The organism is Steroidobacter flavus, from assembly GCF_042651805.1.
GTDB lineage: Bacteria > Pseudomonadota > Gammaproteobacteria > Steroidobacterales > Steroidobacteraceae > Steroidobacter > Steroidobacter flavus.
In genome coordinates, this window is the sequence record NZ_JBHSDU010000003.1 from 1,856,655 (window position 1) to 1,883,186 (window position 26,532).

Annotated in this window: 20 protein-coding genes; 6 read left to right on the top strand and 14 right to left on the bottom strand. The window is 61.7% G+C overall.

Features of this window, described 5'->3' with window-relative positions; genetic code table 11:
- Positions 1–74: 74 nt before the first annotated feature.
- Genes ilvB through ACFPN2_RS13525 form a run of 3 tightly spaced genes read left to right on the top strand, consistent with a single transcriptional unit; the run spans position 75 to position 2,944 of the window.
- Positions 75–1,787, top strand: coding sequence for a biosynthetic-type acetolactate synthase large subunit (ilvB, locus tag ACFPN2_RS13515; protein WP_380597322.1), 1,713 nt, complete (start codon positions 75–77; stop codon positions 1,785–1,787).
- Positions 1,787–2,125, top strand: coding sequence for a tRNA-binding protein (locus ACFPN2_RS13520; protein WP_380597324.1), 339 nt, complete (start codon positions 1,787–1,789; stop codon positions 2,123–2,125). The genes ilvB and ACFPN2_RS13520 overlap by 1 nt, the downstream gene beginning before the upstream one ends.
- Before the next feature lie 30 nt (positions 2,126–2,155).
- Positions 2,156–2,944, top strand: coding sequence for an acyl-CoA thioesterase (locus ACFPN2_RS13525; protein ID WP_380597325.1), 789 nt, complete (start codon positions 2,156–2,158; stop codon positions 2,942–2,944).
- Here ACFPN2_RS13525 and ACFPN2_RS13530 read toward each other — a convergent pair.
- Positions 2,941–3,597, bottom strand: a complete 657-nt coding sequence (locus ACFPN2_RS13530) for a MarC family NAAT transporter (protein ID WP_380597327.1) — start codon at positions 3,595–3,597, stop codon at positions 2,941–2,943. The genes ACFPN2_RS13525 and ACFPN2_RS13530 overlap by 4 nt on opposite strands.
- Before the next feature lie 31 nt (positions 3,598–3,628).
- Complete coding sequence (locus tag ACFPN2_RS13535) at positions 3,629–4,342, bottom strand: TetR/AcrR family transcriptional regulator (RefSeq protein ID WP_380597329.1); 714 nt, start codon at positions 4,340–4,342, stop codon at positions 3,629–3,631.
- A gap of 302 nt (positions 4,343–4,644) precedes the next feature.
- Between ACFPN2_RS13535 and ACFPN2_RS13540 the strand changes: the two genes are divergently transcribed.
- Positions 4,645–6,954 (top strand): TonB-dependent receptor, encoded by a 2,310-nt coding sequence (locus ACFPN2_RS13540; RefSeq protein ID WP_380597331.1) that lies wholly within the window; start codon positions 4,645–4,647, stop codon positions 6,952–6,954.
- A gap of 81 nt (positions 6,955–7,035) precedes the next feature.
- Positions 7,036–7,794 (top strand): 3-hydroxybutyrate dehydrogenase, encoded by a 759-nt coding sequence (locus tag ACFPN2_RS13545; RefSeq protein ID WP_380597333.1) that lies wholly within the window; start codon positions 7,036–7,038, stop codon positions 7,792–7,794.
- An 8-nt stretch (positions 7,795–7,802) separates the two neighbouring features.
- Here the strand turns inward: ACFPN2_RS13545 and ACFPN2_RS13550 are convergent, their stop codons facing one another.
- Positions 7,803–8,537 (bottom strand): suppressor of fused domain protein, encoded by a 735-nt coding sequence (locus tag ACFPN2_RS13550; protein WP_380597335.1) that lies wholly within the window; start codon positions 8,535–8,537, stop codon positions 7,803–7,805.
- A 43-nt stretch (positions 8,538–8,580) separates the two neighbouring features.
- Positions 8,581–8,991: a hypothetical protein gene (locus tag ACFPN2_RS13555; RefSeq protein WP_380597337.1), complete on the bottom strand. Its 411-nt coding sequence runs from the start codon at positions 8,989–8,991 to the stop codon at positions 8,581–8,583.
- Positions 8,992–9,144: 153 nt separating this feature from the next.
- Between ACFPN2_RS13555 and ACFPN2_RS13560 the strand changes: the two genes are divergently transcribed.
- A complete protein-coding gene (locus ACFPN2_RS13560) occupies positions 9,145–10,374 on the top strand; it encodes an MFS transporter (RefSeq protein WP_380597339.1) in 1,230 nt (409 codons plus the stop codon).
- Here ACFPN2_RS13560 and ACFPN2_RS13565 read toward each other — a convergent pair.
- The 10 genes from ACFPN2_RS13565 to ACFPN2_RS13610 all read right to left on the bottom strand — a co-directional run bounded on the left by ACFPN2_RS13565 (position 10,371) and on the right by ACFPN2_RS13610 (position 26,495).
- On the bottom strand, positions 10,371–12,194 hold the full coding sequence (locus ACFPN2_RS13565) for a sensor histidine kinase (protein ID WP_380597340.1): 1,824 nt from the start codon (positions 12,192–12,194) through the stop codon (positions 10,371–10,373). The genes ACFPN2_RS13560 and ACFPN2_RS13565 overlap by 4 nt on opposite strands.
- Positions 12,195–12,266: 72 nt before the next feature.
- Positions 12,267–12,449, bottom strand: a complete 183-nt coding sequence (locus ACFPN2_RS13570; protein ID WP_380597342.1) for a hypothetical protein — start codon at positions 12,447–12,449, stop codon at positions 12,267–12,269.
- Positions 12,450–12,462: 13 nt separating this feature from the next.
- Entirely contained in the window at positions 12,463–13,299 is an 837-nt protein-coding gene (locus tag ACFPN2_RS13575; protein ID WP_380597344.1) for a DUF4159 domain-containing protein, read from the bottom strand.
- A 25-nt stretch (positions 13,300–13,324) separates the two neighbouring features.
- The gene (locus tag ACFPN2_RS13580) at positions 13,325–17,080 is read right to left on the bottom strand and encodes a hypothetical protein (RefSeq protein ID WP_380597345.1); all 3,756 of its coding nucleotides are present in this window, start codon (positions 17,078–17,080) and stop codon (positions 13,325–13,327) included.
- A complete protein-coding gene (locus tag ACFPN2_RS13585) occupies positions 17,077–19,155 on the bottom strand; it encodes a vWA domain-containing protein (protein WP_380597347.1) in 2,079 nt (692 codons plus the stop codon). Before ACFPN2_RS13585 ends, ACFPN2_RS13580 begins: the two co-directional genes overlap by 4 nt.
- A gap of 3 nt (positions 19,156–19,158) precedes the next feature.
- A complete protein-coding gene (locus ACFPN2_RS13590; protein WP_380597349.1) occupies positions 19,159–20,058 on the bottom strand; it encodes a DUF58 domain-containing protein in 900 nt (299 codons plus the stop codon).
- Complete coding sequence (locus ACFPN2_RS13595; RefSeq protein ID WP_380597351.1) at positions 20,055–21,056, bottom strand: AAA family ATPase; 1,002 nt, start codon at positions 21,054–21,056, stop codon at positions 20,055–20,057. The genes ACFPN2_RS13590 and ACFPN2_RS13595 overlap by 4 nt, the downstream gene beginning before the upstream one ends.
- Positions 21,056–23,311, bottom strand: coding sequence for a tetratricopeptide repeat protein (locus ACFPN2_RS13600; protein WP_380597353.1), 2,256 nt, complete (start codon positions 23,309–23,311; stop codon positions 21,056–21,058). Before ACFPN2_RS13600 ends, ACFPN2_RS13595 begins: the two co-directional genes overlap by 1 nt.
- Positions 23,308–24,222, bottom strand: a complete 915-nt coding sequence (locus tag ACFPN2_RS13605; protein ID WP_380597355.1) for a hypothetical protein — start codon at positions 24,220–24,222, stop codon at positions 23,308–23,310. The genes ACFPN2_RS13600 and ACFPN2_RS13605 overlap by 4 nt, the downstream gene beginning before the upstream one ends.
- A complete protein-coding gene (locus ACFPN2_RS13610) occupies positions 24,219–26,495 on the bottom strand; it encodes a hypothetical protein (RefSeq protein ID WP_380597356.1) in 2,277 nt (758 codons plus the stop codon). Before ACFPN2_RS13610 ends, ACFPN2_RS13605 begins: the two co-directional genes overlap by 4 nt.
- Positions 26,496–26,532 lie beyond the last annotated feature (37 nt).

The window sequence follows — 26,532 nt, forward strand, 5'->3', positions numbered from 1 at the left end:
CGGCGCAAAGCCGGCGGGGGTTTTTCGTTTTAGACGCCGGTTTCGCTGATGAGGGTTCCTAAAAAGGAGCCACGATGATCGCGACACAACCGGCCAGCGCACCGAAACGCAGCGGCGCCGACCTCATCATCCATCTGCTCGAGCGGCAGGGGATCGATATCGTTGCCGGCATTCCCGGCGGCGCCTTGTTGCCGTTGTATGAAGCCTTGGGCCGCTCGACCCGCATTCGCCACATCCTGGCGCGACACGAACAGGCGGCGGGCTTCATCGCGCAAGGCATGTCACGCATCACCCGCAAGGCCGGCGTCTGCTTCGCGACTTCGGGCCCAGGCGTGACCAACGTGGTGACCGCGCTGGCCGATGCGAAACTCGACTCGATTCCGCTGGTTTGCATCGCCGGGCAAGTGCCGCAAGCATTGATCGGCACCGACGCGTTTCAAGAAGTGCCGACCGTCGACATGGTGCGGCCCATCACCAAGGCGAGTTTCTTCGTGCGGAATGCGAGCGAGCTGTGGTACGTGATCCCCGAAGCATTCCGTATCGCCGAGGGCGGGCGACCCGGGCCCGTGCTGATCGATGTGCCGAAGGACGTTCAGCTGCAACTCGCCGATCCGGAGCCTCTGCATGAGTCGCCGCGCGAGCGTGGCTCCATCTCTGTACTCGACACGCGGCAACACTTCGATCTCGCCGCCCAACTGATTCACGCAGCTCAACGCCCGGTGCTCTATGTGGGCGGCGGCATCGTCAAAGCGCGGGCGCATTCGGCTATTCGCGAGCTGGCTGAACGCGCCGGCTTGCCAGTGACTTCGACATTGATGGCCTTGGGTGCGTTGCCCGCGGGCCACAACTTGGACATCGGCATGCTGGGCATGCACGGCGCGCGTTATACCAACCTGATCATCGATGAATGCGACCTGCTGATCGCCATCGGCGCCCGCTTCGACGACCGCGCGACCGGCGACCCCAAGAAATTCGCTCCGCACGCCCGGATCATTCATATCGATATCGACCCGCGTGAGTTCGGCAAGATCAAAGCGGTCGATGTCTCGATCTGCGCCGACGCCGGCTTCGCGACACGCGAGTTGCTTGAACGCGTGCAGCCAACGCCGCGAACGCTTTGGTTGTCCCGAGTGAACCAATTGAAGCAAGGCCATCCCTTGCGGACACCCGGCGCCGGTGAGCTGTGCTCACCCTATGGCATCGTGCAAGCAGTCGGCGCGCTCGCACCGGATGACGTCATCGTGACCACCGATGTGGGTCAGCATCAGATGTGGGTCGCGCAACGCTTTCCGTTCACTCGGCCCGATCGTTGGCTGACTTCAGGCGGCCTGGGCACGATGGGCTTCGGTCTGCCCGCCGCCATCGGCGCGGCCCTGGTCGAGCCCGACGCGACCACCGTGTGTTTCACCGGCGATGGCAGCCTGCTCATGAACGTGCAGGAGCTGGCGACGCTGGCCGAGCTGGATTTGAATGTGAAAATCGTGCTGCTCGATAATGCCGCGCTCGGCCTGGTCCGACAGCAGCAGGAATTGTTCTATCAGCAGCGCTTCGTGGCCTCGCTGTTTTCCCAGCCGAGCCGCTTCGTGGCCATCGCGCAGGCGTTCGGCATTCCAGCTTTGGATCTGGGCGAAGCGTCCGATCCGCACGACGCGTTGTCCCGTGCGATGTCGGCTCGAGGCCCCGTGTTGATCCGCGTGCCGATTGCCGCCACTCAACATGTGTTGCCGATGGTGGCGCCGGGTTGCGCCAACACGGAAGCACTCGATCATGTATTAGAGGATTTGTGATGACCCCCATCACCTGGGAAGATTTCGAAAAAGTAGAACTGCGCGCCGGCACCATTCTGGAAGTGATGGACTTTCCCGAAGCACGCAAGCCTGCCTGGAAGCTGCGCATCGATTTCGGTCCGCAGATCGGCGAGCGCGTCTCGAGCGCGCAGATCACCGCGCTGTACGGCAAGGAAGATCTGGTCGGACAACAAGTGATGGCGGTGGTGAACTTCCCGCCCAAGAAAATCGGCCCATTCCGCTCTGAAGTACTGGTCACCGGATTCCACGATGAGGAAGGCCGAGTGGTGCTGGTTCGGCCGGAAAGACGAGTGCCGAACGGCGCGAAGCTGCTGTAATGTTCGGCCTCCCTGACGAGGCTCCTATCGATGCAGTTCTCCGAGATTCTCGATTCGATTAGTGCGACGGGCGAGGAAGGTCAGGTCACCGTCAGCGACGATTGGATGCAGGGGCGCGCCACGTTCGGTGGTCTGGTCGCCGCGGTAGGAAACGAAGCGATGCGCAAGCTGGTGCCTCGGGACCGGCCGCTGCGTTCGTTACAAACGACGTTCGTCGGCCCCGCCACCGCCGGCACCTGGCGCACACGAGCGCGAGTACTGCGCGTAGGTCGAGCGGTGACGCTGGCTCAATGCGAAGTGCTCGATGGCGATCAAGTGGCGGCGGTGCAAGTCGGCGTCTATGGCATGGATCGCGAGTCGGCCGTGCTCGTCAAACCCGCGGCCGTCGATCCCCCGCGCAAGGTCGAGGACATCAACGAGGTTCGTTACTCGCCGGATAAATTCCCGGCGTTCGTTCAACACTTCGCGTTGCGCTGGGCTCAGGGCGCCAAGCCGTTCAGCGGCACCCGCTCCCCGTCGAAAGTATTTATTCGTCATCGCGACCCGGCGCCGCTGACCGAGTCGCATATCGTCGGTTTGGTCGATTGCATCCCGACGCCCGCGCTGTCCATGTACAAGGCGCCCGCGCCTGGCAGCTCACTGGTCTGGATGCTGGAGTTCTTCGAGCACGATCTGGAGTTCAGCCCGGAAGCCTGGTGGCGTATCGACAGCGATATCGATGCCGCGACCGGCGGCTATGTGAATCAAACGGGGCTGTTGCACGACCCGAACGGTCGGCCGGTCGCGCTGTCCCGGCAGCTGTTCGCTGTGTTCGGCTAAACAGTCCGCGCCAGGCGGACCACATCCAGCACGCCATTGATCATGAACTGCACGCCGATGCAGATCAGCAGGAAGCCCATGATCCTGGCCATCGCATTCATGCCGGCGATGCCGAGCACCTTCGACAGCTTGGTCGCCGCCCGCAGCGTGATGTAAGAGATCACGCCGACCACGGCGATGCCGAGCGCAATCAATACATGACCCAGCACGATGTGATCGTTCTGCTGCGCCGAGGCTGACAAGCCGATGACCACGGCGATCGAGCCCGGACCGCTCAAGCCCGGCATGGCGAGCGGTGTAAACGAAACGTCGGGCTTGGCGGCCGCTTCCATCTGCTCCTGCCGCGACATGACGACGGTATCCGGAAACAGCATGCGAAAGCCCAGGTAGCTCACGATCATGCCGCCGGCGATGCGCAGGCCGGGAATGGAAATGCCGAAGAAGTTCATGATCAAGCCGCCCGCCACCAGGAACGACGTGAGAATGAAGAACATGTAAATGCAGGCGCGCTTGATCTGTTCGGTGCGCTCGTGCTCGTTGAGGTTGGCGGTGATAGTCACCACCATGCCGACGGCGGACAGCGGATTGACGATGGGCAGCAGCGCGCCGATCGTGCTCAGGACCAGGGTCAGACCTTGGACAAACCAATTCATGGGCCGACGTTGTACCTGAAAGCGCGCGACTTCAGGGGATCTTTTTGCGCTTTGCAGCTTGCGGTTTGCACAGACGCTCGAAGCCGCTCGCGATGAACGGCGCCATGCGCCGGCCGATGGCTTCGAAATCGCTGGATTTACACACGCCCTCGGAGAGCCGGTCGATACGACCGGTCTGCGACAACGTCAAGGTCAGCGCGCCGGACAGGAAGTGATAGCTCCAATACAACTCTTCCTCGCTCACGTCGGGCAGTGCCTTGCGAAGCGCGTCGATCAGGTGATGAATCACGTTATCGAAGGTGCGCCCCATGGTCTCGCCACCCCAGGCCGGGGTGTTGTTCACCTGAGCGATCAATGCAAAGTAGTTGTGCCAGCGCTGATCGCCGGTCGCGGCCCGCTGCAGGATGGGCTGCAGGAAGGCGTCGATCACGCCTTCCACGGTGATGGCACTGCCGGCCGACTTCACATACGCGTCGATGGACTCGGTGCGCTCCCGGTTGATGATCTCGGCCCGGCGCTCGAACACCGCGTCGAACAGGCCGCGCTTGGTGTTGAAGTAGTAGTGCAATAGGGCGGTGTCGACCTTCGCCTCCTGCGCCACCTCGCGCACCGTCACGCCCCAAAAGCCATGGCGCGAGAAGTGATCTTCGGCGGCGTCCAGGATGCGCTCCCGCATGTCGGGCGCGGCATCGGTCTTCAAGGGCCGGCCCCGGCGGGGCTTGCGGCGTTTCGTACTCACTTTCATCCCGACACTCTTTCGCCCACTACCATTCCTTCCTCGCGGTGGCTTCGATTACCGAAGCATTTCGATCAGCGGCAACTCCGCCGAGGTCAGGGTGGTCGCCCCAACAACGCTTCCTTAGGTAAAAACCCTAACAGCATACCTGTTTAGCGGGCTTTTGCCCGTCTCGGTGCGGAGGATGAGTATTCATCATCTGCTGAATAATTGACAGCGGGCCCGGCCGAAGGCACTCTCGCCAATAATCATCAACTGATGAATAAATTCAGGCCTGCATCGAATAACGGGTCAGTTAGGGGGATTTCAGCATGACTGCCTATGCTTCTCGGGGCGCCTTGCGCCTGTCGATCGCCGCTATTCTCGCCACACAATTGCCCACGGCGGCCAGCGCGCAATCGAATGATGATGAATCCGTCACCAGCATCGCAAACGTCGTCGTCACCGCACGCCGGCGTGAAGAAAGCTTGCAGGACGTGCCGGTGGCGATCTCCGCGCTGACGGCGGACCAGCTGCAGACACAAAACGTCCGCACGCTCGAGGATATGACCGCGTTCGCGCCCAACATCAAAGTGAACGCCGGCCGCGCCACGAGCAGCACCATCAACGCTTACATCCGCGGCGTCGGCCAGAACGATCCACTGTGGGGCTTCGAGCCCGCCGTCGGCATTTACATCGACGACGTTTACATCGCCCGCCCGCAAGGCGCGCTGCTGGATGTTTACGACGTGGAGCGCATCGAAGTCCTGCGCGGCCCGCAAGGCACGCTGTACGGCAAGAACACCATCGGCGGCGCGATCAAATACGTCACCCGTGACATCGTCACCGACGAAGCAAAGCTCAATGTTTCGGCGACCGGCGGCAGTTACAACCAGCGCGAGATCAAGGTCGGCGGCTCGGTCCCGGTGGTCGATGAACACGTCTTCCTGGGCGCCGCGGTTGCCTATCTGCGCCGCGACGGTTACGGCGAGATCGTCGATGACGGCCGCGCTCGACCTTACAACCACGTCGGCCAGGATGTTTCAGACAAAGACGTGCTCGCCGCCCGCGCCAACGCCACGTTTGTTTGGGGCGACAGCTCCAAGCTGCGCATTCTCGCGGACACCGTGCAAGACAACTCCAACGCGGCAGGCGGCCAGCGCCTGAACAATCTCACGATCGCCGCCGGCCCGGCTGCAGGCACGTATCCGCGCTTGAACGACCGTTACGATCAGCGCACCGACATGCCGGTGGATCGCGAACGTTTCATCAACAAAGGCATCGCCGCGACCTACACCCAATCCATGACCGATGCGCTGGATCTGAAGATTGTCGGCGCCTATCGCGAAGGCAAAGGCCGCCAGTTCATCGACTTCGACGAATTGAACGTCAACCTGTTCCAGGTCCCGGCCGAGTACAGCGACCACCAGACCAGCGGCGAGGTGCAACTGACCTACACCGGCGACCTGGTGAAAGGTGTCGCCGGTGTTTATTACTTCTCGGGCCAGGCCGAGGGCGCGTTCGACGCCTCGTTAGGCTCGCTGGGACTCACCTCGCTGACCAAGGGCAGCGTCGATACCGACAGCATCGCGGTGTACTTCGATACGACCTGGTCGCTCACCGACCGCTTGAACCTGAACGTCGGCGCTCGCTGGAATCAGGACGATAAGGACGCCACCGTGTTCGTCGCCCAGTACCTCGGCGTGCTCGCGCCGAACGCGACGTTGTTCGATCAGAACAATGTGCCGCCCGGATTCACGCTGTCGGCGGTGCAGAGTAATTACAGCAACGACCGCAGCTTCTCCAACGTCTCCCCGCGCGTCGGCCTGGATTTCAAGCTCCAGGACGATCTGATGGTGTATTTCAACTACGCCGAAGGCTTCAAGAGCGGCGGCTTCGACATGCGCGGCAATCAGCTTGCCAACCCGAACACGAGCAATGGCTACGATGCCGAGGTCGCGGACAACTTCGAAGTGGGCATGAAGTCGGCCTGGTTCGACGATTCCCTGCGACTGAATCTCACCGTGTTCTACACACCGTACAAAGACATCCAGATCACGACCCAAGAGTTCGTGATCCGCGGCGGCATTCCGGTCAACGCCACTGCTGTGCTCAATGCGGGTAAGCAGGTGAACCAGGGCGTGGAGCTGGAAACAATGTGGCGCCCGATGGCGGGACTGACGCTGGTGGCGAACGTCGGTTATCTGGACGCGGAGTTCAAAGAATTCTTCACCTCCTGCCCGACACCGGCTCCCGGCTGTCGAGTGGATTTGAGCAGTTTCAACGAGCCGATCAATTCTCCCGACTGGACGACGTTCGTTGGCGGCACGTATGAATGGGCACTGGGCCAGGGCGATATGAGCATCCACGCGGGCTATCAGTATCGCAGCGCCACCAAGGTGGCGAACACAACCGCGAGCATCACGGATCAGGAGGCTTATGACATTCTGGATCTAGGCGTCGCCTACACGACCGCCGACGAGACCTGGCGATTCGCGGTCGAAGGCAAGAACATTCTCGACGAGGAATACCGGGTCGCCGGTTACGACTTCGGCGCCACCGGCGCCACCGGTGGCTTCAGTCAGATCGGCTTCTACGGTCCGCCGAGGACGGTGTCGGTGACGGCCACGTACCGTTACTGATTTCGGAACGAATGTTTCAGGTGCCGTGTTACCGGTCTTAATAGCAAAACACGGCACCTGAAAAGCTGATCTACTGGTTTCATGGCTTCGAAACATCGCATCCTGATCACCGGCGCCGCCAGCGGCATCGGCCTCGCTCTAACCGAACACTTCGCGGCCGCCGGCCACGACGTCATCGCGTGTGATTTGCAGCGCGGGGCGCTCGAATCATTGCAGAAGCAGCTGCCGGCGGTGCGAACGCTAGCTTTCGATTTGTCGGATGCGAAGCAGATTGAGGCGGCGTTTGCGTCGTTGGGCGATGCCACGCCGGATGTCTTGATCAATAACGCCGGTTTGCAATTTGTGTCGCCGCTCGAAGAGTTTCCGCCGGAGAAGTGGCAGCTGTTGATTGCGGTGATGCTGACGGGAACGGCTTTGCTGACACGAGCGGTCTTGCCGTCGATGCGGAAAAGGAACTTCGGTCGCATCGTGAATATCGGCTCGATTCACGCGCTGATTGCGTCGCCGTTCAAGAGTGCGTACGTAGCGGCGAAGCATGGTCTCGTTGGGTTCAGCAAGACAGTTGCGCTGGAAACGCACGATGTTGATATCACGATCAACACGGTGTGCCCGGGGTACGTGAAGACACCGCTGGTAGACGCACAGATCGCCTCGCTGGCGAAGACCCACAACATGACGGAGCAGCAGGTCGTCGAAGAGATCATGCTGAAGCCGATGCCGAAGCGGCAGTTCATCACGACGGAAGAGTTGGTGGGGAGCGTTGAGTTTCTGCTCAGCCCCGCTGCCCGGAATATTACCGGGCAGTGTCTGGTGCTTGATGGTGGGTGGACGGCGCAGTAGTCGTTGACTTAGAAAATTCCGAACCTCTTCTTGGCCACATTTCGCCTCGAGAGATCGACAACGTCGGTTACACGCATCCTGTCGAACTTGTCGAGTAGCTCGTCCGAACCCGCGCGAAGTTTCAGGTTCATTTCCTCGTCGTAAAGTGGCACAACCGAAAAAAACGTAATCTCCTTGTTCGCATCGATGCGAAGTCTATGAAAGTCATCGGGAACTGTCATAGAGAGCAGAATCATGGCTCCGCAAAGTCTGGTGCTTGAAGCATACGGTTCAGCTGGATCGCCGTTCGGAACCGTATGCCCGAAACCAAGCCACGTATTGTACTTGTGGGGTAGGCGCGCGAGCCGTTTGAGCAGTCTGACCGGCCAATACCACACTTCATCCGCAAACGAATCTTGGTCCAGGCGCCAATTCCCGGGCAGAGTCATCAGCAACTCAACAAATCTCGGCGCCTCCACTCCTTCCGGAATGGTCATCGGCAGGTCACTCATCCCGGAAGTCACCAGTCGCGCGAACGGAAAGCCTTCGCTTGGTTTTACTAGATGAACATCAATATGGACGGTATCGGAGATGATCTCGTGAAATACGCGCTCAACTTTGCCCAGGTGAGCCTCGATGTGATCTGAAATCTGCTCGATGCACTCCTCACCTCGCGGAGCTTCGAAAGGTGTAGCTTCCGCGTGATGAAAGATCGGACTTCCGCTCAGCGAGACGACTGCCGGCTTTTCCTTGTTCGAGCTCATGATGTCACTTGTTCTGAAAATGCCCGACGCCAGTTGGCATACATCATTCCGGCCGCGTGAAGTCCTGAAGTTGGATGTTGGGCGGCTCGCTCTTGCTAAAGCCAAAGCGGGCCTTGATCGCATAAAGCAGCCCTGGAATTCCGAAGACCAGAAGGAACAGAACCGCGTTGACGATTGAAGGCTGACTACGGCTGCCTGACGTAACCGGCCCGGTCGCCAGCTCATGGCCAAGGTATAGCAGAGCCGCAACGAACACGCACGTGCCAACGAGACTTCCGCAAAATCTGGCTGCTCGGCCTCTTAGGACAGCAGCGGCTGCAATGAGCATGCAGAAGGCGCCAAATGCATAAGAAAACCACGCCTTGTCCTCTTCGGCGGTCGTGCCGTGAAGAAACATGACGAGGCCCATCAGACCGGCCGCCACTGCAAGAAAGATTCGGACGCCTGCACTCATGTGATTGCTTTCGAGTCCCGACTAGTAGGTAGACCCAGGTGACGCGATATATCACAACTGGGCCGGTGTTTTGCCATCTCTTGACTTCCGATATTCATCAGCTGACCCGCGTAAAGTACCATCACCATCGGACACGCAAGGCCCGTCTCCCGGATGACCCGCACCTCCAAGATCACCCTGCTGATCGCGCTCTACATGGCGCAAGGGCTCCCATTCGGTTTCTTCACCCTCGCGCTTCCAGTGCTACTGCGTGAGGCTGGCTACTCGCTGACCCAGATTAGCGCTCTCAGCCTCGTCTCCCTCCCGTGGATATTGAAGTTCTTCTGGGCCCCGGTCCTGGACCACACCGGCACGCGCCGCGCCTGGCTGATCTTTTTCCAGTGCGCCTCCATCGCCGGCGCACTCCTCCTGACGCAGGCCGACCCAAAACACGGTCTGATGATCCTGATCGTCGCCGCGTTCGCCTTCAATCTCATTGCCGCGTCCCAGGACGTAATCACCGACGGCCTCGCCGTTCGAATGCTCGATACCAAGGAGCGAGGTCTAGCGAACGCCATTCAAGTCGGTGCCTATCGTTTCGGCATGATTCTCGGTGGCGGTCTGCTCCTCAGCGTCTTCGCGCGCACCAGCTGGCAAGTGACCTTCCTCTGCATGGCCGTCCTGCTCGCCCTCACAACCATCCCCACATTCTTTCTAAAGGAAACAACGAACCCCGCCGACGGCCCCAAATACAGCGCCGGCGAACTGCTCATCGGCTGGCTGAGGCGATTGATGCAGCCGGGCATCCTGCGCTTCGCACTGATCATCTTTTTGTATCGCTACGGCGATCAGATGGTCGCCACGCTGCTGGGTCCGTTCCTGATCGATCAAGGAATGAACAAAGAAGCCATCGCGCTGATGAAAGGCACGGTCGGCTCTGCGACCAGCCTGTTCGGTGCAGTGATCGGCGGTTGGCTCGCCTTTAGCGCGGGCCGGAGAACGGCGGTGCTCGCGAGTGGCATCGCTCAAGCGTTCTCATACACGCTCTACATCGTCGCGGCGCTCGGCATGGGTGGGGTGACGTTGCTATGGGTGGCGACCATCTGCGAAGGCATCATCGGCACGATGGCGACGGTCGCGCTGTTCACGTTGATGATGGACGCCTCCGACCCCGAGCACGCCGGCACCGACTACACTCTATTCGCAAGCCTGGTCGTAGTGATGGGCCCGATCGGCAACATCACAGGCGCGGCCATCGCAGACGCCATCGGCTACGCACCCGCCTTCACCCTGGGATCGATACTCGCATTGGTCGGCACGCTGCTCGTCGTTCGCATGCTGGATCACAAGCCCGTGCCGGCTCGCATCGAGCAAGTGTGGCGGCGGGCGCCGGCGAATTCTTAGCTGGGCAACTCGATCGTAAACGTCGAGCCTTCGCCCGGCTTGCTCTGCGCCCAGACCTTGCCGCCGAGTCGCTCGACGGCTTTGCGCACCAGGGCCAGGCCAATGCCGGTCCCGGGATATTGATTGTCCCGGTGCAGGCGCTGGAACAGTTTGAAGATGTGGTCGTGATACTGCATGTCGAAGCCGATGCCGTTATCGGTCACAGCTAACAGCACGCCGCCATCCTTGCGCCGACACACCACCGCGATGCGCGGATTCTTCGTATCTCGCGTGTACTTCAGTCCGTTCTCCACGAGATTACGCAGCGCCAACGCCAGACCGCTCGCATCGACACGCACCGTCATCGGCTCGACGACCACCGTCATCACGATGCCGCGACGTTGAATCTCGTCCTGATAAGGGCTCAACACCTGATCCACCAGCGACGGCAGACTCACGACACTGGCCTGCATGCCGCGCCGATCGATATGCGAGTACGACAGCAGATCGTCGATCAGCGTCGCCATCTTCAGCGAACCGTTACGGATGCGTGACAGATGCTCGCGGGAGCGATCCGTCAGCTGTCCTTGCATCTCCTGCTCGAACAAGTGCGCGAAACCGTTGATGGCACGCAGCGGCGCCTTCAAGTCGTGCGCGACGGCGTACGAGAAACCTTCGAGCTCGTCGTAAGCGCGCTTGAGCTCGGTCGTCCGCTCGCCGACGCGTTGCTCGAGGGCCGTCGTCAGTTCGCGATAGCGCTGCTCGCTATGGCGCAGCTCGATGTTCGCGTCCTGCAGCTGCTGATTGGCGTTCATCAGCTGGTCCGTCAGCTCCTGCGATTCATTCTGAATCCACGCTTCGCGTGCGCCGAGGATCACGGCGAACAGAATCGAGATCGTCGCCGACAGCCAGATCACGCGAGGCGTGAAGGTGGCCGAGCTGGTCAAGACCACGACGATCATGATGACGATCAGCAGGGCGGGCATCACCGCCTCGAGCCAGCGCTCCCGCACGCGGATCTTTTGGGTGATGTCACCTTGATCGCGGCGGCTGATCCACAGCTGCTCGTGCGCCGCGCCGGCGACCAGACCGAACATGAGCAACCAGCTGACGTTGACCACGTCGTCCGGCAAGTAGCTTTCGGTCAGCAGCGCGTGGGCATAAGTGAAGTTGGAGACGGCGTAGACGCACGTGCCGATGACCATCAACAGCATCGGTGTCCATGACGAGCCCCAGCGGAAAGTCCACAGAGCGCTCAGCGTAAATAGAAACGTCCCCGCGACCAGCACGGTGTGCGCGACGCCGAGCCAGAGAAACGTGGCCGTCACACTCTGGTTCTGAAGCGCCGGCTCGAGCATGCCCAGCACCACCGTAACCGCCAGGCAGCAAGTCACGAGTCCGAGATTGCCTGCATGCTTCAGGGTAAACGGGTCGCGATTGCGCGCCTCGGGCAGCTGCGTCACGCCGATCACGATGAAGAGCGCGAAACCGGTGTAGAAAATCTGGTTGAGGCTGGGAAAGGGCTGCGCGACCTTCAGGATCAGGTGCACGTAATTCCAATGCAGTTGCCCTAACAACCAGCTGCCGCAGGCGGCGGTGATCCACAGCCACGCGCGCCGACGCTCGGGATCGACCTGACGAGCCGTGCGGAAGCAGCAATACGCAGCGGCGGCGGCAGCGAGGGTCCAGGCCAGATCGTTGATCCACACCTGGGACTCGTTGCTCGCGAGATAGATGGCGACGGAGTAGGCGACGAGCCCGGCGAGCCACGCGTACGCGAGCGCCAAACGCGCACGCGTCGTGTCGATCTCCGTGTTGATCTTGTCGGCCTCGGTTACCACGGCCGGTAGTATGCCTGCTGCGTCAAGGGTCCGTGAGGCGGCGAGCGGTCGGCAATAACAATAGGGAACGCCCTAGGTCAATTTGATCCGCTCTTCGCCGCAGCGAGTACAGCGTTCGGTGCTGACCAGGCGGCCTTGCTTCACATCGAAACGGCGGCCGGACAGCAGCTCCCATTTGTGAAAGCCCGAGGAGCACAGCGTCTTGCCGTCGGCGCGCTTTTGCTTGGCTTTTTTCAGATTGATGACATTGGACATGGGGTGCGTGGGATCAATGCGTCATTGCATACACAACCACGTTCACACCGACCATGTAGGAGCGCGTGGAGAAGGTCTCGAAGTACCAGTCGCCGTAGGCTTCGCGCTCCCAGCCGTCGCCGATGTCGGTGTTGTGGGTGGCGAGCACCATGATACGGCCATCGTCGTCCAGCCACGCGCGCATTTCCGGCGTATCGAGCGAGCCGGCGGGAAACTTGTGCGCGCCCGGCGATTCGGCGGTACTGCCACCGGGGCTGGCGAACGGCAGCGCCGGGATTTGCGGCATCTCTTTGAGATCGAACACGGTGTGAAAGATGGGATGGTCGGTGGAGAGCACGCGCCATTCGCGGTTCGGCAGCACGGTGCGCATCACGTTGGCGAACTGCTGCCACTCGGCGTCGCCCCAGAAATCGTCGACCCACACGAACCCGCCGCGTTTCAGATAGTGCTCGAACGCGGCGCGCTCCTCTTCCGTCAGCACCATGTAACCGGGATCGGACATGAAGAGCATGGGGAAATCGCCAAGGTCGGGCGCGGTGAGCAGACGGCTCGCGGCCTTGGGAGCGACGTCGATGCGGGTCAGCTGCTTGAGGCGATGACTGAAGTTGTCGTCGCCCTCGGGAAAGTCTGTTTCCCAGCGCGCCCACACGCGACCGTCATAAGCGTAATACGCCTCGCCCATGCCACCTTCGCTGTCGTAGATGGCGCGAACCATATTGAGTCGCGACATATCGGCAGGCAGGGACGCGCGCCCGCCGTCACCAGTGATGAGATTGCTACCCGCGAGCGCGCCCAGCGTCGCAAAGGCGGCGCTGGTGGCAAGGATCGACAGCGACAGCAAGTTCCTCATGGGTTGCGACTGAGACTCTCACGTTTCAACGATTCCCCAGGCGACGGTAGTACTCGGCCACGGCTTCGCGATAGCGCGGCGAGTCCGGCGACGGCAACGTTGCGTGCGCCGGCGAGTCGCCCTTCGCGCGAGCCGCGGCATTCAACGCCGTCAGCTCGATCTGATCGATGACTCGCATCATTTCGCCCGACTCCGCCAGGGGATCGCCATTCAACCGTCGCAGTTGATTGGCGTTACGGCGCAAGGCTTCGATCTCGGCGGCGGTCAGTTCGCCACCGGTCATGCGATTGGTGAGATCGCGAATACGCTGACTGATCGCGGCGGTCTGACGAGCCAGCGAGCCGCGACCGTCTTCGAGAGTATTGAGCCCGCGCACGGGAATGATTGGATTCCAAGCGGACAGTCCATTCTGAGCGCCGGCGGTACCGCCGCGAGAGCCTTCCGCTTGTGACGCACCACCCTGGCGCGAACCCGGCGAGCCCTTGCGGCCGTCGGCTTGCTGACCTTCGCTGTTATCGCCGCCTTGTTGGCTTTCGCCGTTCAAGCGCGCGGAACGCGAGTCACCCTTGCCCGATTGATCGCCCTGCTGGCCCTGACTGGAGTTCGCCTGGCGACCTTGATCGCCTTCTTGACCCTGACCGGAGTTCCCCTTACCGGCTTGATCGCCAGATTGGCCCTTGCTCGCGTCGGCCTGCTGATTCTTCTGGCCGTTCTCGGAAGGCTGACCGCCTGGTTCCTCGCCAGTGCGCTGAGCGCTTCTGACAGCACGACGCAACTCCGCAACCTGCGCCAGCAAATCATCCGTCGTCGCCGAGTCGCGCTTCTGCGTACGCTCGGTAGCTGCTTGAGTCGCGGCTTCGCGCAGATCGTGCTGAAGCGTGTCGAGCGCGTCAGTAATCAATCCTTCGCGGGGCGCGGCCTCGCGAGCGCGACCGTAGTAAACCTCGGCAGCGCTGCGATTGAGCCGATACATCACATCGGAGCCTTCGATATCGCGCACGATCTCGCTCAAGCGCTGCGTGGTCTTGGGCGTCTTGGCTCGATGCTCATGCACGGCGCCGCGCATATCGCCTTGCAGCTCCGACAGCTCGGACGCCATGCGCTGTTTCGCTTCCACCAGATCTTTGACCTCACGCTGACTCAAGCCGCCGCGTCCGCTGGAACGGAACGTCGACTCATTGCCTTGCGACAGCGACTTATACAATTGGTTTTCGATGCGCTTCTGGTCTTCCAGCATCTGGCCGCTGCGATCGGCAAAGCGCTCGAGTGTTTCGTCCAGCCGTGACGAATCGGGCTTGTCGATTTGTTTCAAAGCCTGGCGCAGATGTTTGCTCGCTTCCTTCGCCGACTGAGCATTGTTTGGGGAGCCTTCGCCCTTGGAGTCATTCGCGGCACGCATTTCCTCCAACGCCTGATTCACCGACTGCAACGCCTGTTCGACTTCGGAACGCTCTTGAGGATTGTTGCCGCTGCTCTGCTTGCCTTTGCTGCCGGAGCTGGAACCGCTGGCACCGCTCTGGCCTTGCCGCGAAGAGCCGTTGGCCTGTTGCTGCTGTTGTGAGCCCTGCTGCTGACGATTCAGTTCGTTGAGCCGACGGCGCAAGTCTTCCGCTTCACGCCGCAGCTGTTCCTGCTGCCAGCGCTGCTCCTGCATCTGCTGAGCGGTGCGCTGCTGTTCGGCCAGTTTCTCCTGACGCTCGGCCAGCTCCTTCAACTTGCGGATGGCTTCGCTCAACTCCTGCTGTTTGTTCTGCTGAGACAGCTGCGACTCGCTCTCGTACTGACTCTTCTCGACGTCCATCTCGAGCTCGAACATCTCGCCGAAGTTTTTTGCGGCCTGCGAGCCTTCGCCGCCGCCATCCTGTTGCATGGAGACCTGAACTTCACGGAACGCCGACTCGGCACGCAGCAGTTGCTGAAGTGCCTGTTGCTCGGGAGTGACGGCATCCTGCAAACGGTAGGCGGACAAATGCCCAGCCGCGGGCTCCATCAATCCCGCCGCGCGCTCGAGGCTTTCGACAAACGTCTTCACGCGTTCGTCGGCCTCGACATCCATTCGCGCACGGGTTCTTTGTGCGAGGGTGCGAGCCTGCGTCGCGAGCGTCGTTTGGAAATCAGCGAGCATTCGCGCGCTGTCTTCGAGCTGTTCGCGTGAGCGGTTGTTACGTTCGTCGCTTCGCTGCAGATTCCAGGTCGCCAGCAGGATTTCGCGTTGACGCTCGGAAATCGCGCCCTGCTCATCGGACATGCCGCCACCGCCGCCGCCCCCACCACCGCCTTGTTTGAAAGTCCGCTCGAACGGTTGGACCTGCACCATGAACAGATCGGTCTGCACGGTTTGTTTACGATCCTTCGCGACGGCGTAGTACGACACCAGGTCGCCCGGCACCAGCCGCTGCGAATCGGCCGCCTTCTGGCCCAGCTCTTCCATGCTCAGCAACGATTCGTTCTCGCTGCGCTTGGCGCCGCCGCCGACCGGCATCTTCTTCCACTCGCCGCCATTGACCGAGTAGAGCAAAGAAACATCGCGCAACTTGAAATCGTCTTCGGCCTGGATGTGCACTGGTACTTCTTCGATGCTGGTGGCGCGCCAGTCGCGGCCCGGCTTGCGGATCTCGATGGTGGGCTTCTCGTCGGCGACGATCTCGATGGTGTATTCGTCACTGAGTGCCACGAACTCGTCCGCGACGCGCGCACCGATCTGATATTTGCCCGGCTCATTGACCGCGATGGTGCCGACATTGGCGGCCCCCTTCTGATCCAGTTCCTGGCTGCGACCGTCGACGATCAGTGCGGGCGCATCGAGCGGCGCATCGGCGAAGACCTCGACCTTTACATCCGTTCCTGCGACGGCTCGGATGTCACGCGACTCTTCATCCGTTGTCGCATCCAGTCCGGTCCACTCCGGATACTGATACGTCAATCGCACCCGCTGGATCTTCGGCAGATCGACGACGCCGATGTTGTGCTCGGGGCTGCGAACGCCATCGGCCTGAACGTAATAAGTGAGCGGACCACGCACCGCGTACAGTTTGAAATCGAACTGGCCTTCTTCAGCCGAGCGCATGGGCGCGGCTTCCCATTTTTCCTGATCGGCAAAGCGCACGAAGACCTGGGTCTGGTCGGGCCGGAAACCTTCAACCGTCGCTTGGATCGCGATATCGCTATTGCGCCGGATGGTGGTATCGCCAGGTTGAACGGTGACCCGCTTCAGCGTGATGGTTTCGCGCGGCAACTCGGCACCCAACAACAAGTGACGACTGCCGAAGCCCCAATAAGACGGGCCCGCGACCAGCATCAACGCGAGCGCGACCACCGCGACACCCGCAATCGAAGCCGCCAGCGCGAAACGGCGCTGGGAAACAATGGTCGTCGGCGGGGTCTTTTCGGCAATCGTCGCGGCATCGGCGGCAAGCAGCTCGATCAGCGGCGAGCCTTGGCCTTCAGCTTCACGTCGTTTGCTATCGAGATACGTTTGAATACGCCCGTGCTCTTCCGGCAGGTGCTGCTCGAATACTTTCGAGCCGTCATCCCGTCTCAGCCGATGCAACGGCAGCCACAACAACATCACGCCGACGAGCAACAGCAGGAGCACCAAGGCAACGCGGGCGGAAATCGCAATCGACGCTGCGAAGTCTTCGCGGTTGAACAGCCAGACGGCGAGCGTCGTCAGCAGCAACGTGCCGGCCGCGCCGACCGCGCCAGCGCGTAAATAGATGTGAGCTCGCAGCCGGCTGCGTAATTCAGCCAGATAGCTTTCGAGTCGTTCACGTGAGGTCATTTCGGCACCTCGCGACGAATGGCCAAGTGACGGTTCGCCAGCAACGTTTCTGCGATCAGCAGAAGGGCGGCCAGCCAGAGCAGCCAGGGGCCGAGCGATTCCGGCTTGGCGGCGGGGGTCGGCGTCGAGGCGACAGACGGCGTCGGTTCCTGCGCACGCAATGCCTGCCAGCGCCCGACGAAGTCCGGAGGCAACGTTGCGAGATCCGACTCACGCGCGTCCACGTTCACCGCCAGCCAGCGTGCGCCTTCGCTGCCGCGAATCTCATAAAACCCGGCTTGATCGGGGATCAGGCGGTCTGTCGTACTCTGCGCCAGCCCCAGCACCCGACGGCCCTGTGGATCGAATATCTGCCCGCCGCCGCCCGCGGTCAATCCGGTGGTGACGGTCGCGCCGACCAGCGCGCTGGTGGCGGTCGCCTCGGCCTGGGTCAGGTAACTGGCGGCCGCGCCAATGAACTGAACGAACAGCGGATGAATAGCCAGATCGCTCCAGCGCCGGTCGACGGGCACGGTCAGGATCAGCATTCGACCGGCCCCGAGCGTGCGCTCGATCAGCAGCGGCGTGCCATCGTCGAGCGCGATCAGGGTCTTGTCCTCGGCCGTCGGCTGAATCGCGCGCTGTCGGAAGAATCGCACTCGATTCCAATCGCTGGCCTCGCGCAGCACCGGGTGCGTGCTGGCCACTTCACCGACCTTGCCCGTCCGGTTCTTCACTTCACCGCTGTGCAGATCCCCGAGTAGCGGATCGTTCTTGTCCTCCGCATCGCCCAGCGTCGCCAGCACCGCGCCGCCGGCAGCCACATAAGAAAGAATGCGTCGAGCCGCGGCATTCGAGAGGGCGCTCGGATCGGAAACGACGATCAACGAATATTTACCGAGCCCGCCGGAATCCATGGAGTTGGCGACCCGCTGCTCGACCGTGAGCCGCGGTGCGGACAAAGCGCCAATCGCCGCCCCGAAATATGCGGTGTCGTCCGATTCCGTATCGCGCGAGATCAATAACGCCGCGGGATTGGCCTGCTCGATGACGGCGAAGAAACGATCGTCTTGGGGCAATTCATCGTTCGGCTCGAGCACGACCTCGATCCGATGCGCGCCGGCGCTGAGGTTCAGATCGCTGAACGTAACTTGGGTGAACGAGGTGTTGTTGCCGTTCGTGGGCTGCGAGACCGGCTGCATCGAAAGCTCAGCGCCAGGCGCATTGCCGCCTTCGCCCGCGACGATTTCCGGCTGAGCCGCAGCCGCCGCCAATGTCACGGTCTTTCTCGACACTTCCTTATCGTCGACACGAAGGATCACATTGCGTTGCTGGGGCTCGGTGACCGAACTGCCCACCGTCGCTTGCAGCGAATGCGTGTCGAGCGCCTGCACGGCGGCGTTGGCGATATAGATATTGCCGGCGGCACTCTCGCTCACATCGTGCATCACGAGCTGAGTCTGCGCGGGCAACTGCAGATCGGCGAATCGCAACGGCGCGGCGCTTCGTTGCAGATCCGAGATCAAATGCAGGACCACCTTCGGTCGGGGCGATCCCAGCCAGGAGTTCGCGGTGCTCATCGCGAAGCCGTAGTCCAGGCGTTCGATGCCCGGCTTCAGACTCTTCAGCGACGCACGCACGGCGCCGACGTTTCCTGCCGTCGTGCTCGGGCTCACGACAGCAATGCGTCGACCCGAGCCGGACAGCAACATCACTCGATCGGAGGAGGGCAGGTCGGCGATAACGCTTTCCGCTTCGTCCAACGCTCGCTGCCAGCGTTTGCCATGCTGCATTGACAGCGATGAATCGAGCAGGATCGCATGCAACTGCGCGTTGGCATCGGGCTGCGGCACCATGCGAGCGGTCAGCAACGGTCCCGCAAACGCCAGCACCAGCGCAATCAACAGCAGAATGCGGGTGATCAGCAGCAGCCAATACCGCAGCGTTCGCTTCGCCGTGCGCTGAGTCTCGCTCGCTTCCAACAACATCAGCGACGCAAACTGATGCTGAGTGGGATTCGCACGCGCCACGCGATGCAGCCACAGCGGCAAGCCGATGGCCAGCAATCCAAGCAGCAATGCAGGCGCGAGGAACATGGCTTAGGTCCGGCCTTCCCTGAGCAACAAGTAGCGCCGGAGCGCGTTGTCCAGAGGCTCGTCCGTGGTGATCAACATCTGATGCGCGCCGACGTTCGCGGCGGCACGTCGCAACGACTGCAGATGCGCCTCGAGTCGTTGTTTGTATTCGCCCGCCAGGTACTCGGGCGAGACATTGAGCGTCCGCTGCGTCTCGACATCTTTGAGCAGCACGGACTCCCGCCAGTTCGGATTCATTTCCTGCGGATCGAGCAGCTGGAACAACATGATGTCGTGACCGCGATAGGCCAGCGGCTGCACGGCCCGACTCATCTGCTCCGGGTTGCAATAGAGATCGGAGATCACCGCGACCAGCCCGCGACGCGACAGGTGCTCGCCGAAGCGTTGGAAACAAGCTTCGAGATCCGTGCCGTTGCCCGGCGTCACCGCATCGATCGCGTGGATCATCGCGGTCAGGCTGCCGGCGCGGCTGGTCGCCGGCCGGAACGTTCGCACCTTCTCGTCGAATACGATGAGCCCGACCGGATCGTGCTGACGCGCGGCCAGGTAGGCGAGCGCGGCGGCGAGAAACTTACCGTACTGAAGCTTGGTGACGGAGTGCGAGCCGTAGCCCATCGACGCACTCGCATCCAGCAACACCATCAAGCGCGTGTTGGTCTCACCTTCATAGCGACGGATGTAGGTGCGCTCGGTGCGAGCGTAGACATTCCAATCCACGAAGCGCGGATCGTCGCCTTCAACATAGGCGCGATATTCCTTGAACTCCTGACTGAATCCGTAATGCGGCGACCGGTGCAGGCCGGTGAGAAAGCCTTCCACGGCGGTGCGCGCGATCAGCTCCAGATTCGCAAGTCCGGCCAGCGTTTCTGGCGGCAGCAGGCGATTGGAGGCGGCGGCGTTCACCGGTCGACGACCTCTCGGAGCACTTCGTCGACGCTCTTGCCGTCCGACTCAGCCTGATAGTTGGTGAGCACGCGATGCCGGAGCACTGGCAAAGCCAGCACTCGCAAATCGTCCTCCGTCACATGATAGCGACCTTCCATCAACGCCCGCGCCTTGCCGGCCAGACACAGAAACTGAGTTGCGCGAACGCTGGCACCGTAACGAACATAGCGACGCACGCCTTCAGGCGCATTCGCTTCGCGCGGTCGAGTGGCGCGGACTAACTCAACAGCCTTCCGTCGCACTTCGGTGGAGAGCGGCACCTGTCGCACCAGCCACTGGAATTTCACGATCTCCTCGGCGTTGGTGCACGCCCGGAGTTGCGGCCCTTCGAGTCGCGAGGTGTTGCGATCGACGACTTCCATTTCATCTTCGGCGCTGAGGTAATCGAGCAGCACGTTGAACAGGAAGCGATCGAGCTGCGCTTCGGGCAATGGATACGTGCCTTCCAGCTCGATGGGATTCTGAGTGGCCAGCACGAAGAACGGCTCGCCGAGCGTATGGGTCGTGCCACGCACGGTCACCGAATGTTCCTGCATGGCTTCGAGCAACGCGGCCTGTGTTTTCGGCGGCGTGCGGTTCACTTCGTCGGCGAGCAGTACGTTCGCGAACAGCGGGCCGGGCACGAAGGTCCAGCGACGATGGCCGGTGGTGATGTCTTCTTCGATGATGTCGGTGCCCGTCACGTCGGTGGGCATCAGATCGGGCGTGAACTGAATGCGCTTGAACGACAGCCCCAACGCCGTGGCCAACGTCTTCACCAGCAAAGTTTTCGCGGTGCCGGGCATGCCGGTGATCAAACAATGACCGCCGACCAGCAACGTCAACAACAAATAATCGACCACTTCGTCCTGACCGACGATGACGCGGCGGACCTGGTCGCGAATCGCGCCGATGCGATCGCGGAAAAGATTCACCAGCGCGGCGGTTTCCTGCTCGGTCGCGACCACGTCGTTCATTAAGTACGCTCCTCGATCATTTTCAGCAGCAGGGCCTGCGCGGGCTTGAAATGCGGCGCCGTGGCGAGTGCATCCAGCAAGTGGCGACGACTGCCTGCCTTGTCGCCCATGTCACGCAGGGCGCGTGCCATTCCGTAGTGAGCCGGCGCTTCATCCAGCGTATTGAGCGCAAGCAACGCTTGGAACTCGCGCAACGCCTCTTCGGCGCGACCTGCCGTCAACAAGCGTTCGCCGAGTTGTGAGTGCACGTCGGCGTTCAGCGGATCCGAGTAGTTGAGAGACACCATCAAGTCGGTCGCTTCTTGCGCGCGTCCCGCTTCATCGAGCCAGCGCGACAACTCACGCAGAGCGACCGGATCCCAACCGCCTGCGCGGCGGTAGGCTTCCAAGGCGGCAATGGCTTCGGGGCGACGATTCAACTTGTCGAGCGCTTTGGCCAACATCAAGTGCGGGCTGTCGCCGCCGACGTGTTCCGGATACAGCGCGACCGCCCGACGCGCCGGCTCGATCGCATCGGCCCACCGTTGTTTCTGAAGCGCCTGGCCGGCCGCCTGCTGTTGTTTCTGCCAATCTTCGAAGTTCGCGAGCACGGTCTGGAAGCGGTTGCGCACGAACGCATCGAACTCCTTGTCGAAAGCCGCGGGCGCGATCTTGAACGTGGCTTCGATGGCCTGCGCGGTGGTGCGCTTGCCGTCGAACTGCCGCAGCAGCGCGCCCAGTTGCTCGAAGCCCCAGCGTTGCTCGATGAACAAGCACACCAGCCCGGATTGCATGTACGACACCTGCACCTGACCGGGATAGCTCGGGCGAATGAATCCGGAGTCCAGATCGGCGACCGGCAGGAATTGTTTCTTTTCGAGCGCGGCAATGGCGTCCGGCGGCACGACGACGCCCGGCGTCGGCCCGGTACGCCACTCTTCGAACACCGAGATGCCTTCGCTCAGCCAGCGCGGCACGTAATGCTCTGTCAGCTCCAGCGTGAACACGTGCGCCATCTCGTGCCACAGCGTGCTGCCCCAATGAAACTCACTCGTAGAGCGACTGGACGGGCTGTCCATTGCAACGACATATCCAAACGTGACACCGAGCAAGCCAATGCCGGGCAAGGCAGCCACGCGCACGGCGAAGTCATCATGGTCCGGATACAACTCGACGGTCACCGTTTCGCGCGGCTTGAAGCCATAGCGCTGTGTGAAGCTTTGAATACTCCGGCTGGTGAGATCCAGCACGTACGGGCGCAGGATTTCGGACTCTTTCTTATGCAGGCGCAGCCGGACTTGATACGTGTCCTGGCCGATGACGACCGGGTCCTCGCTGATCGAGAACTCGTCGATGCGATCCAACAGGCGCAGTGAATTCACTGTCGTCGGGCTGTAAGGATCGCCGGAGTAGGCCGCCTGAAGATGAGTGCGCGCTTCGTCGACGATGCCCAGTCTCAGCAGGTTCGAACCGAGCTCGGCATGCGCGGCCCACAGATCCGGCTGGACTTCGACCGCTCGACGCAACAGCACGGTGGCTTCTTTATAACGACGCCGCATGATCTCGAAGTGCGCGAGCTGCTGATACACAGCCCCATAACGTGGGTTGTAGTCGAGAATGCGCTTGATCCACGGATCGGGATTGCCGCCGCGAGACATCTCCAACGACGCGCGCAGCGTGTAGACCTCGAGTGGCGGCAGTTTCTCTTTGTTGACGACGCGAGTCGCGCGATCGAGCGCCTTCTCGGCGTCATCGAGCTGGCCTTCTTCGAGATCCATCGACGCGGTCAGCAAATGGCCTTCGACCAGATCGTCGTCTTGTTTCAACGCGTCCTCGACCAGCGGCCGCGCCTGGCCTTCGAAGCGTTCGGCATATACGCTCGCGAGACCGAGCTTGGCATGCACATCGTTGGGAAAGACCTTCAACGCTTCGTTGAACAGGTCGGCGGCGTCGGAATACTGGTGCGTCTGAAGAAACAATCGTGCCCAGCGCACGCGTGGCTGGACCGCGCGCTCGTTGCTTTGTACAGCGTCGCGGAAGATCTGATTGGCGCGCTGAATATCGCCGAGGGCCCAGGCAGCTTCGGCTTCGACGATCGGCGTTTGCGATTCCAGCAGCTTGGTGTAGCAGGTGCGCGCCTGCTCGGTGCGGCCCCGATAACGATGTTCGTCACAAGAGCGCAGTTCGACCGCGCGGCGTGGGTCGTAGTCGATCGACTGCGCGCCCGCCGTCGTGCCGAGCAACAGCAACACCAAAGTGGCAGTGCGGGTCATCATGGCGTCGCGCCTCCACCAACTTTGGTATCGATCTCCCGCTGTAGCAGCGCCAGGCGCACCAGCACCTCTTCGAGCTGGTCGTAATACTGTGTATCCGGCAGCGAAGCCTTTTGTTCCTTCACCCGGTTCAAGTCCTGCTCGATCGCGCCTCGTTGGGTCAACAACGCGGCGACTTCCGGGTTGTCCGGCGCCAGCGCGGCGGTCCCGAGCCGGGCCAGCGTAAAGCGGGCGGAGTTATCGCCCTCCATACGGGCGTGCTCGGTCGCCATCGACGTTTCGGCTTTGAAGGCGGCCTCGACTTTGCCGTTCGCGAAGGCATACGCCTCGGCAGCCGTGACAATCTGGTCTTTGTTGGTGTCCGCTGCGTCCGACGCGACCGCTTCCGCCCAATACTGAGCAAATCGGGTCGCGGTCTTTTCACCGCCGCTTTTGGTCGCCGTAATCACCACGCGTTTCGGCTTCTGCCAGCGCTCGATGACGGCGCCGCTGGAACTGGTGGCATTGATGATCAGCTGATCCCGCGCCGGCAGCTCGTCGAAGAGGCGCGCCAGATCGGTGTCGGTGAGATCGGGACCGGGCAGATTGAATCGATAGTTCTCGCCGTCGAAACTGCCATGACCGATGAGCACGACCACGGCGGAGTCGTTGGGATTCATGCGCGAGGCGAGCGTTTTGATTTCGCGTCGGACCGCATCGGCCCGGGCCGCATCGCCGCTGAGCGAAATCACATTGTTGGTGCTGCCGGCCGCCTTCTCGGCCGCGCCCGCGACCGCCGCGGCCTGCTCGCGAAATTTCTGTTCATACGTCGGCTCGCCGCCCAGACCGGCAACCACAAACGTGTAGGTCGCCGCGGACGCTGGCAGCGCGCAGATCGTCGCCAGCAAAGCCGAGAGGAGATGCGTTTTGTTCACAGCCGCCCCCATCGCAGTCGGAGCAACCACTCGCCGAGCTTCAGCGCCAGCAACACCAGGAACACGATGGGCAGATTCCACAAATCCAGCGTCTGCCGTTCGACGATGCCGGCCTTGGAATAAGGAATGGCTTGAGACAACGCAGCTAGCTCGCGGAGCGGCCAGTAGCGTCCGCCGGTGACATTCGCAATACGCTCCAGCAGATCGCGATGCTGATACGTCGCGAAATGTTCGGCCACGCCGTCGTTACGCAGTACGTGCGTCACAGCCGACCCGACCTCTTTGTCTCCTGAACGTGCGGTCATCTCGATGCGATACAGGCCGGCGGAGGCGGCATCGATGCTCGCGGTGTAACGACCATCGTTCTGCCCGGAGGGTTGCATGAGCTGCTTGAACGGCGTGTCGCGTTCAGGCGCCACCTGTAATTCGACCGTAGCATCGCTGATGGGTTCGAAGCGCTCGTCATGCACTTCCGCTTCCAGTCGCACCGTGCGCTCGTCTTCATACACATTGCGCTCACCGTTCACAGTGACGCGAGCGGGCGCGGTCGATGAAATGGCGTGCAACAGCTGTCGCCAGAATATTTCGTGACTCTGATCCTCGGACGGCATGCGCATTTGCCAGCGCATGGTGCTGGCCGTCGCCAGCACATAGGTAGCGCCGCGACCGTAGTGCTGCCAGATGAGTAAAGGTGAACGGCCTTGTTCACCATTCGCCTCGAGCAGCACGATCGCACCGGGCTTCAAGCGGCCCAGCGACTGATAATCGGCCAGCGGCGGTAATTTTTTCCAGCGATCCAGATTCTTGCGGGGATCGATATCGAGCCGCGGGATGGACGACTCGGCGCCATACAGGGTCAGCACCGCTTGACCCGGACGCTGAACGAATTGTGACGGTTGCTTGCCGGTGAGCTGGATGGGCAGCGTCTGCGCCAACGCGGCGTTCTGCCAGCCGCCGGCGGACAATCCATAGCGGCCCGCCAGCATCAGCACGGTGCCGCCGCGCTTGTCGACAAACTCTTTCAACAACCGGTGTTGCTCGGCCCGCAGTCCGGCCGCTTCATAACTGCCGATGATGACCGCGTCGTAACCGAACAGCTCGGCCGGATCGGACGGAAAGCCATCGACCAGCTCGTCCGGCGTATTCACTCCCTGGCGATAATGTTTATTGGTCGTGGTGCGGACGATACTGGCGACCCGCAACGCGCGATCGTGGTCGACAGACCGGCGCAGGAATTTATATTCCCAGCGCGGCTCGCCTTCGACGTACAGAATGCCGCGCCGGGTGGCGGGCACATTCACTACTCGAGTGCGCGAGTTGTTGATCACGTTGCGCTCGCCTTCCAACGGATCGAGCACGAAGCGCAACTCATGCGTGCCGGCCTGGCCGGCGGGCAAATCCAATGAAACTTGGGTGGTGGCGGCGTCGGTACGCAGCTTGACGTCGCGGGCGGCGACCAGATTGTCACGATCGTAAACACGCAGCCGCGCTTGTGACGCACCGTTGTGACGAATGCCGATCTGCGCATCGATGGTCGAGCCGGCCGGAGCGGAGCTGGCGACTTCGACACGCTCGAGTTCGAGATCGTCAGTCACGCGCTCGGGACCGAGACCCACGGTATGAACGGGCACGCCATAGGAGGCGATCTCGGCGAGGCGCTCTTCGCTCAGGGTGTCGCCATTCTCCGCGCCGTCGCTGAACAAGATAACGCCGGCGAGGGGCGCGCTGCCTGCACTTTGTAACACTTGATGAAGCGCGTCGCCGATGCGCGTCTGCCGGCCAGGCGGCGGCATCGCTTCGAGATTGTTCAGCGGCGTGGTGGCCTGCGCGAATCCAAACAAGCGCACGGCGAAGGTTTTTTCCAGCCGTTGCAAGGTGCCGTTCTGCAAGGCGGCGGCCACTTCCTGAAGGCGTGATTGCCCAGCATCGCCATACGCCATGCTTGCGGACGCGTCGACCGCGATGGCGAGCTCGTTCTCACGATCGCGCACCCGTTCGACATTCAGGACCGGACGCCATAGCAGGCACAGGATCAGCGCCAGTAACAATGTCTGCAGAACACCGACCGGCACCACCAGTCGCCAGCCGAGCGCACGCCGCCGCCACAGCGACCAGGCCACCAGCGCGGCGGCCACCAGAATCGAAGTAATGAGCAGCCCTATCGGCCAGGCGCTCGCAAACGCGAACGTGCCGGTTCGATACGCCCAAAGGGGATGAGTGAACAGCCGCTCGAACACTGGCCAGTAATAGTGGATGCGCCGCCCCAAAGGCAAGCCACAATCCTGCTCAAAATCGTGAAGAAGCGGTTAC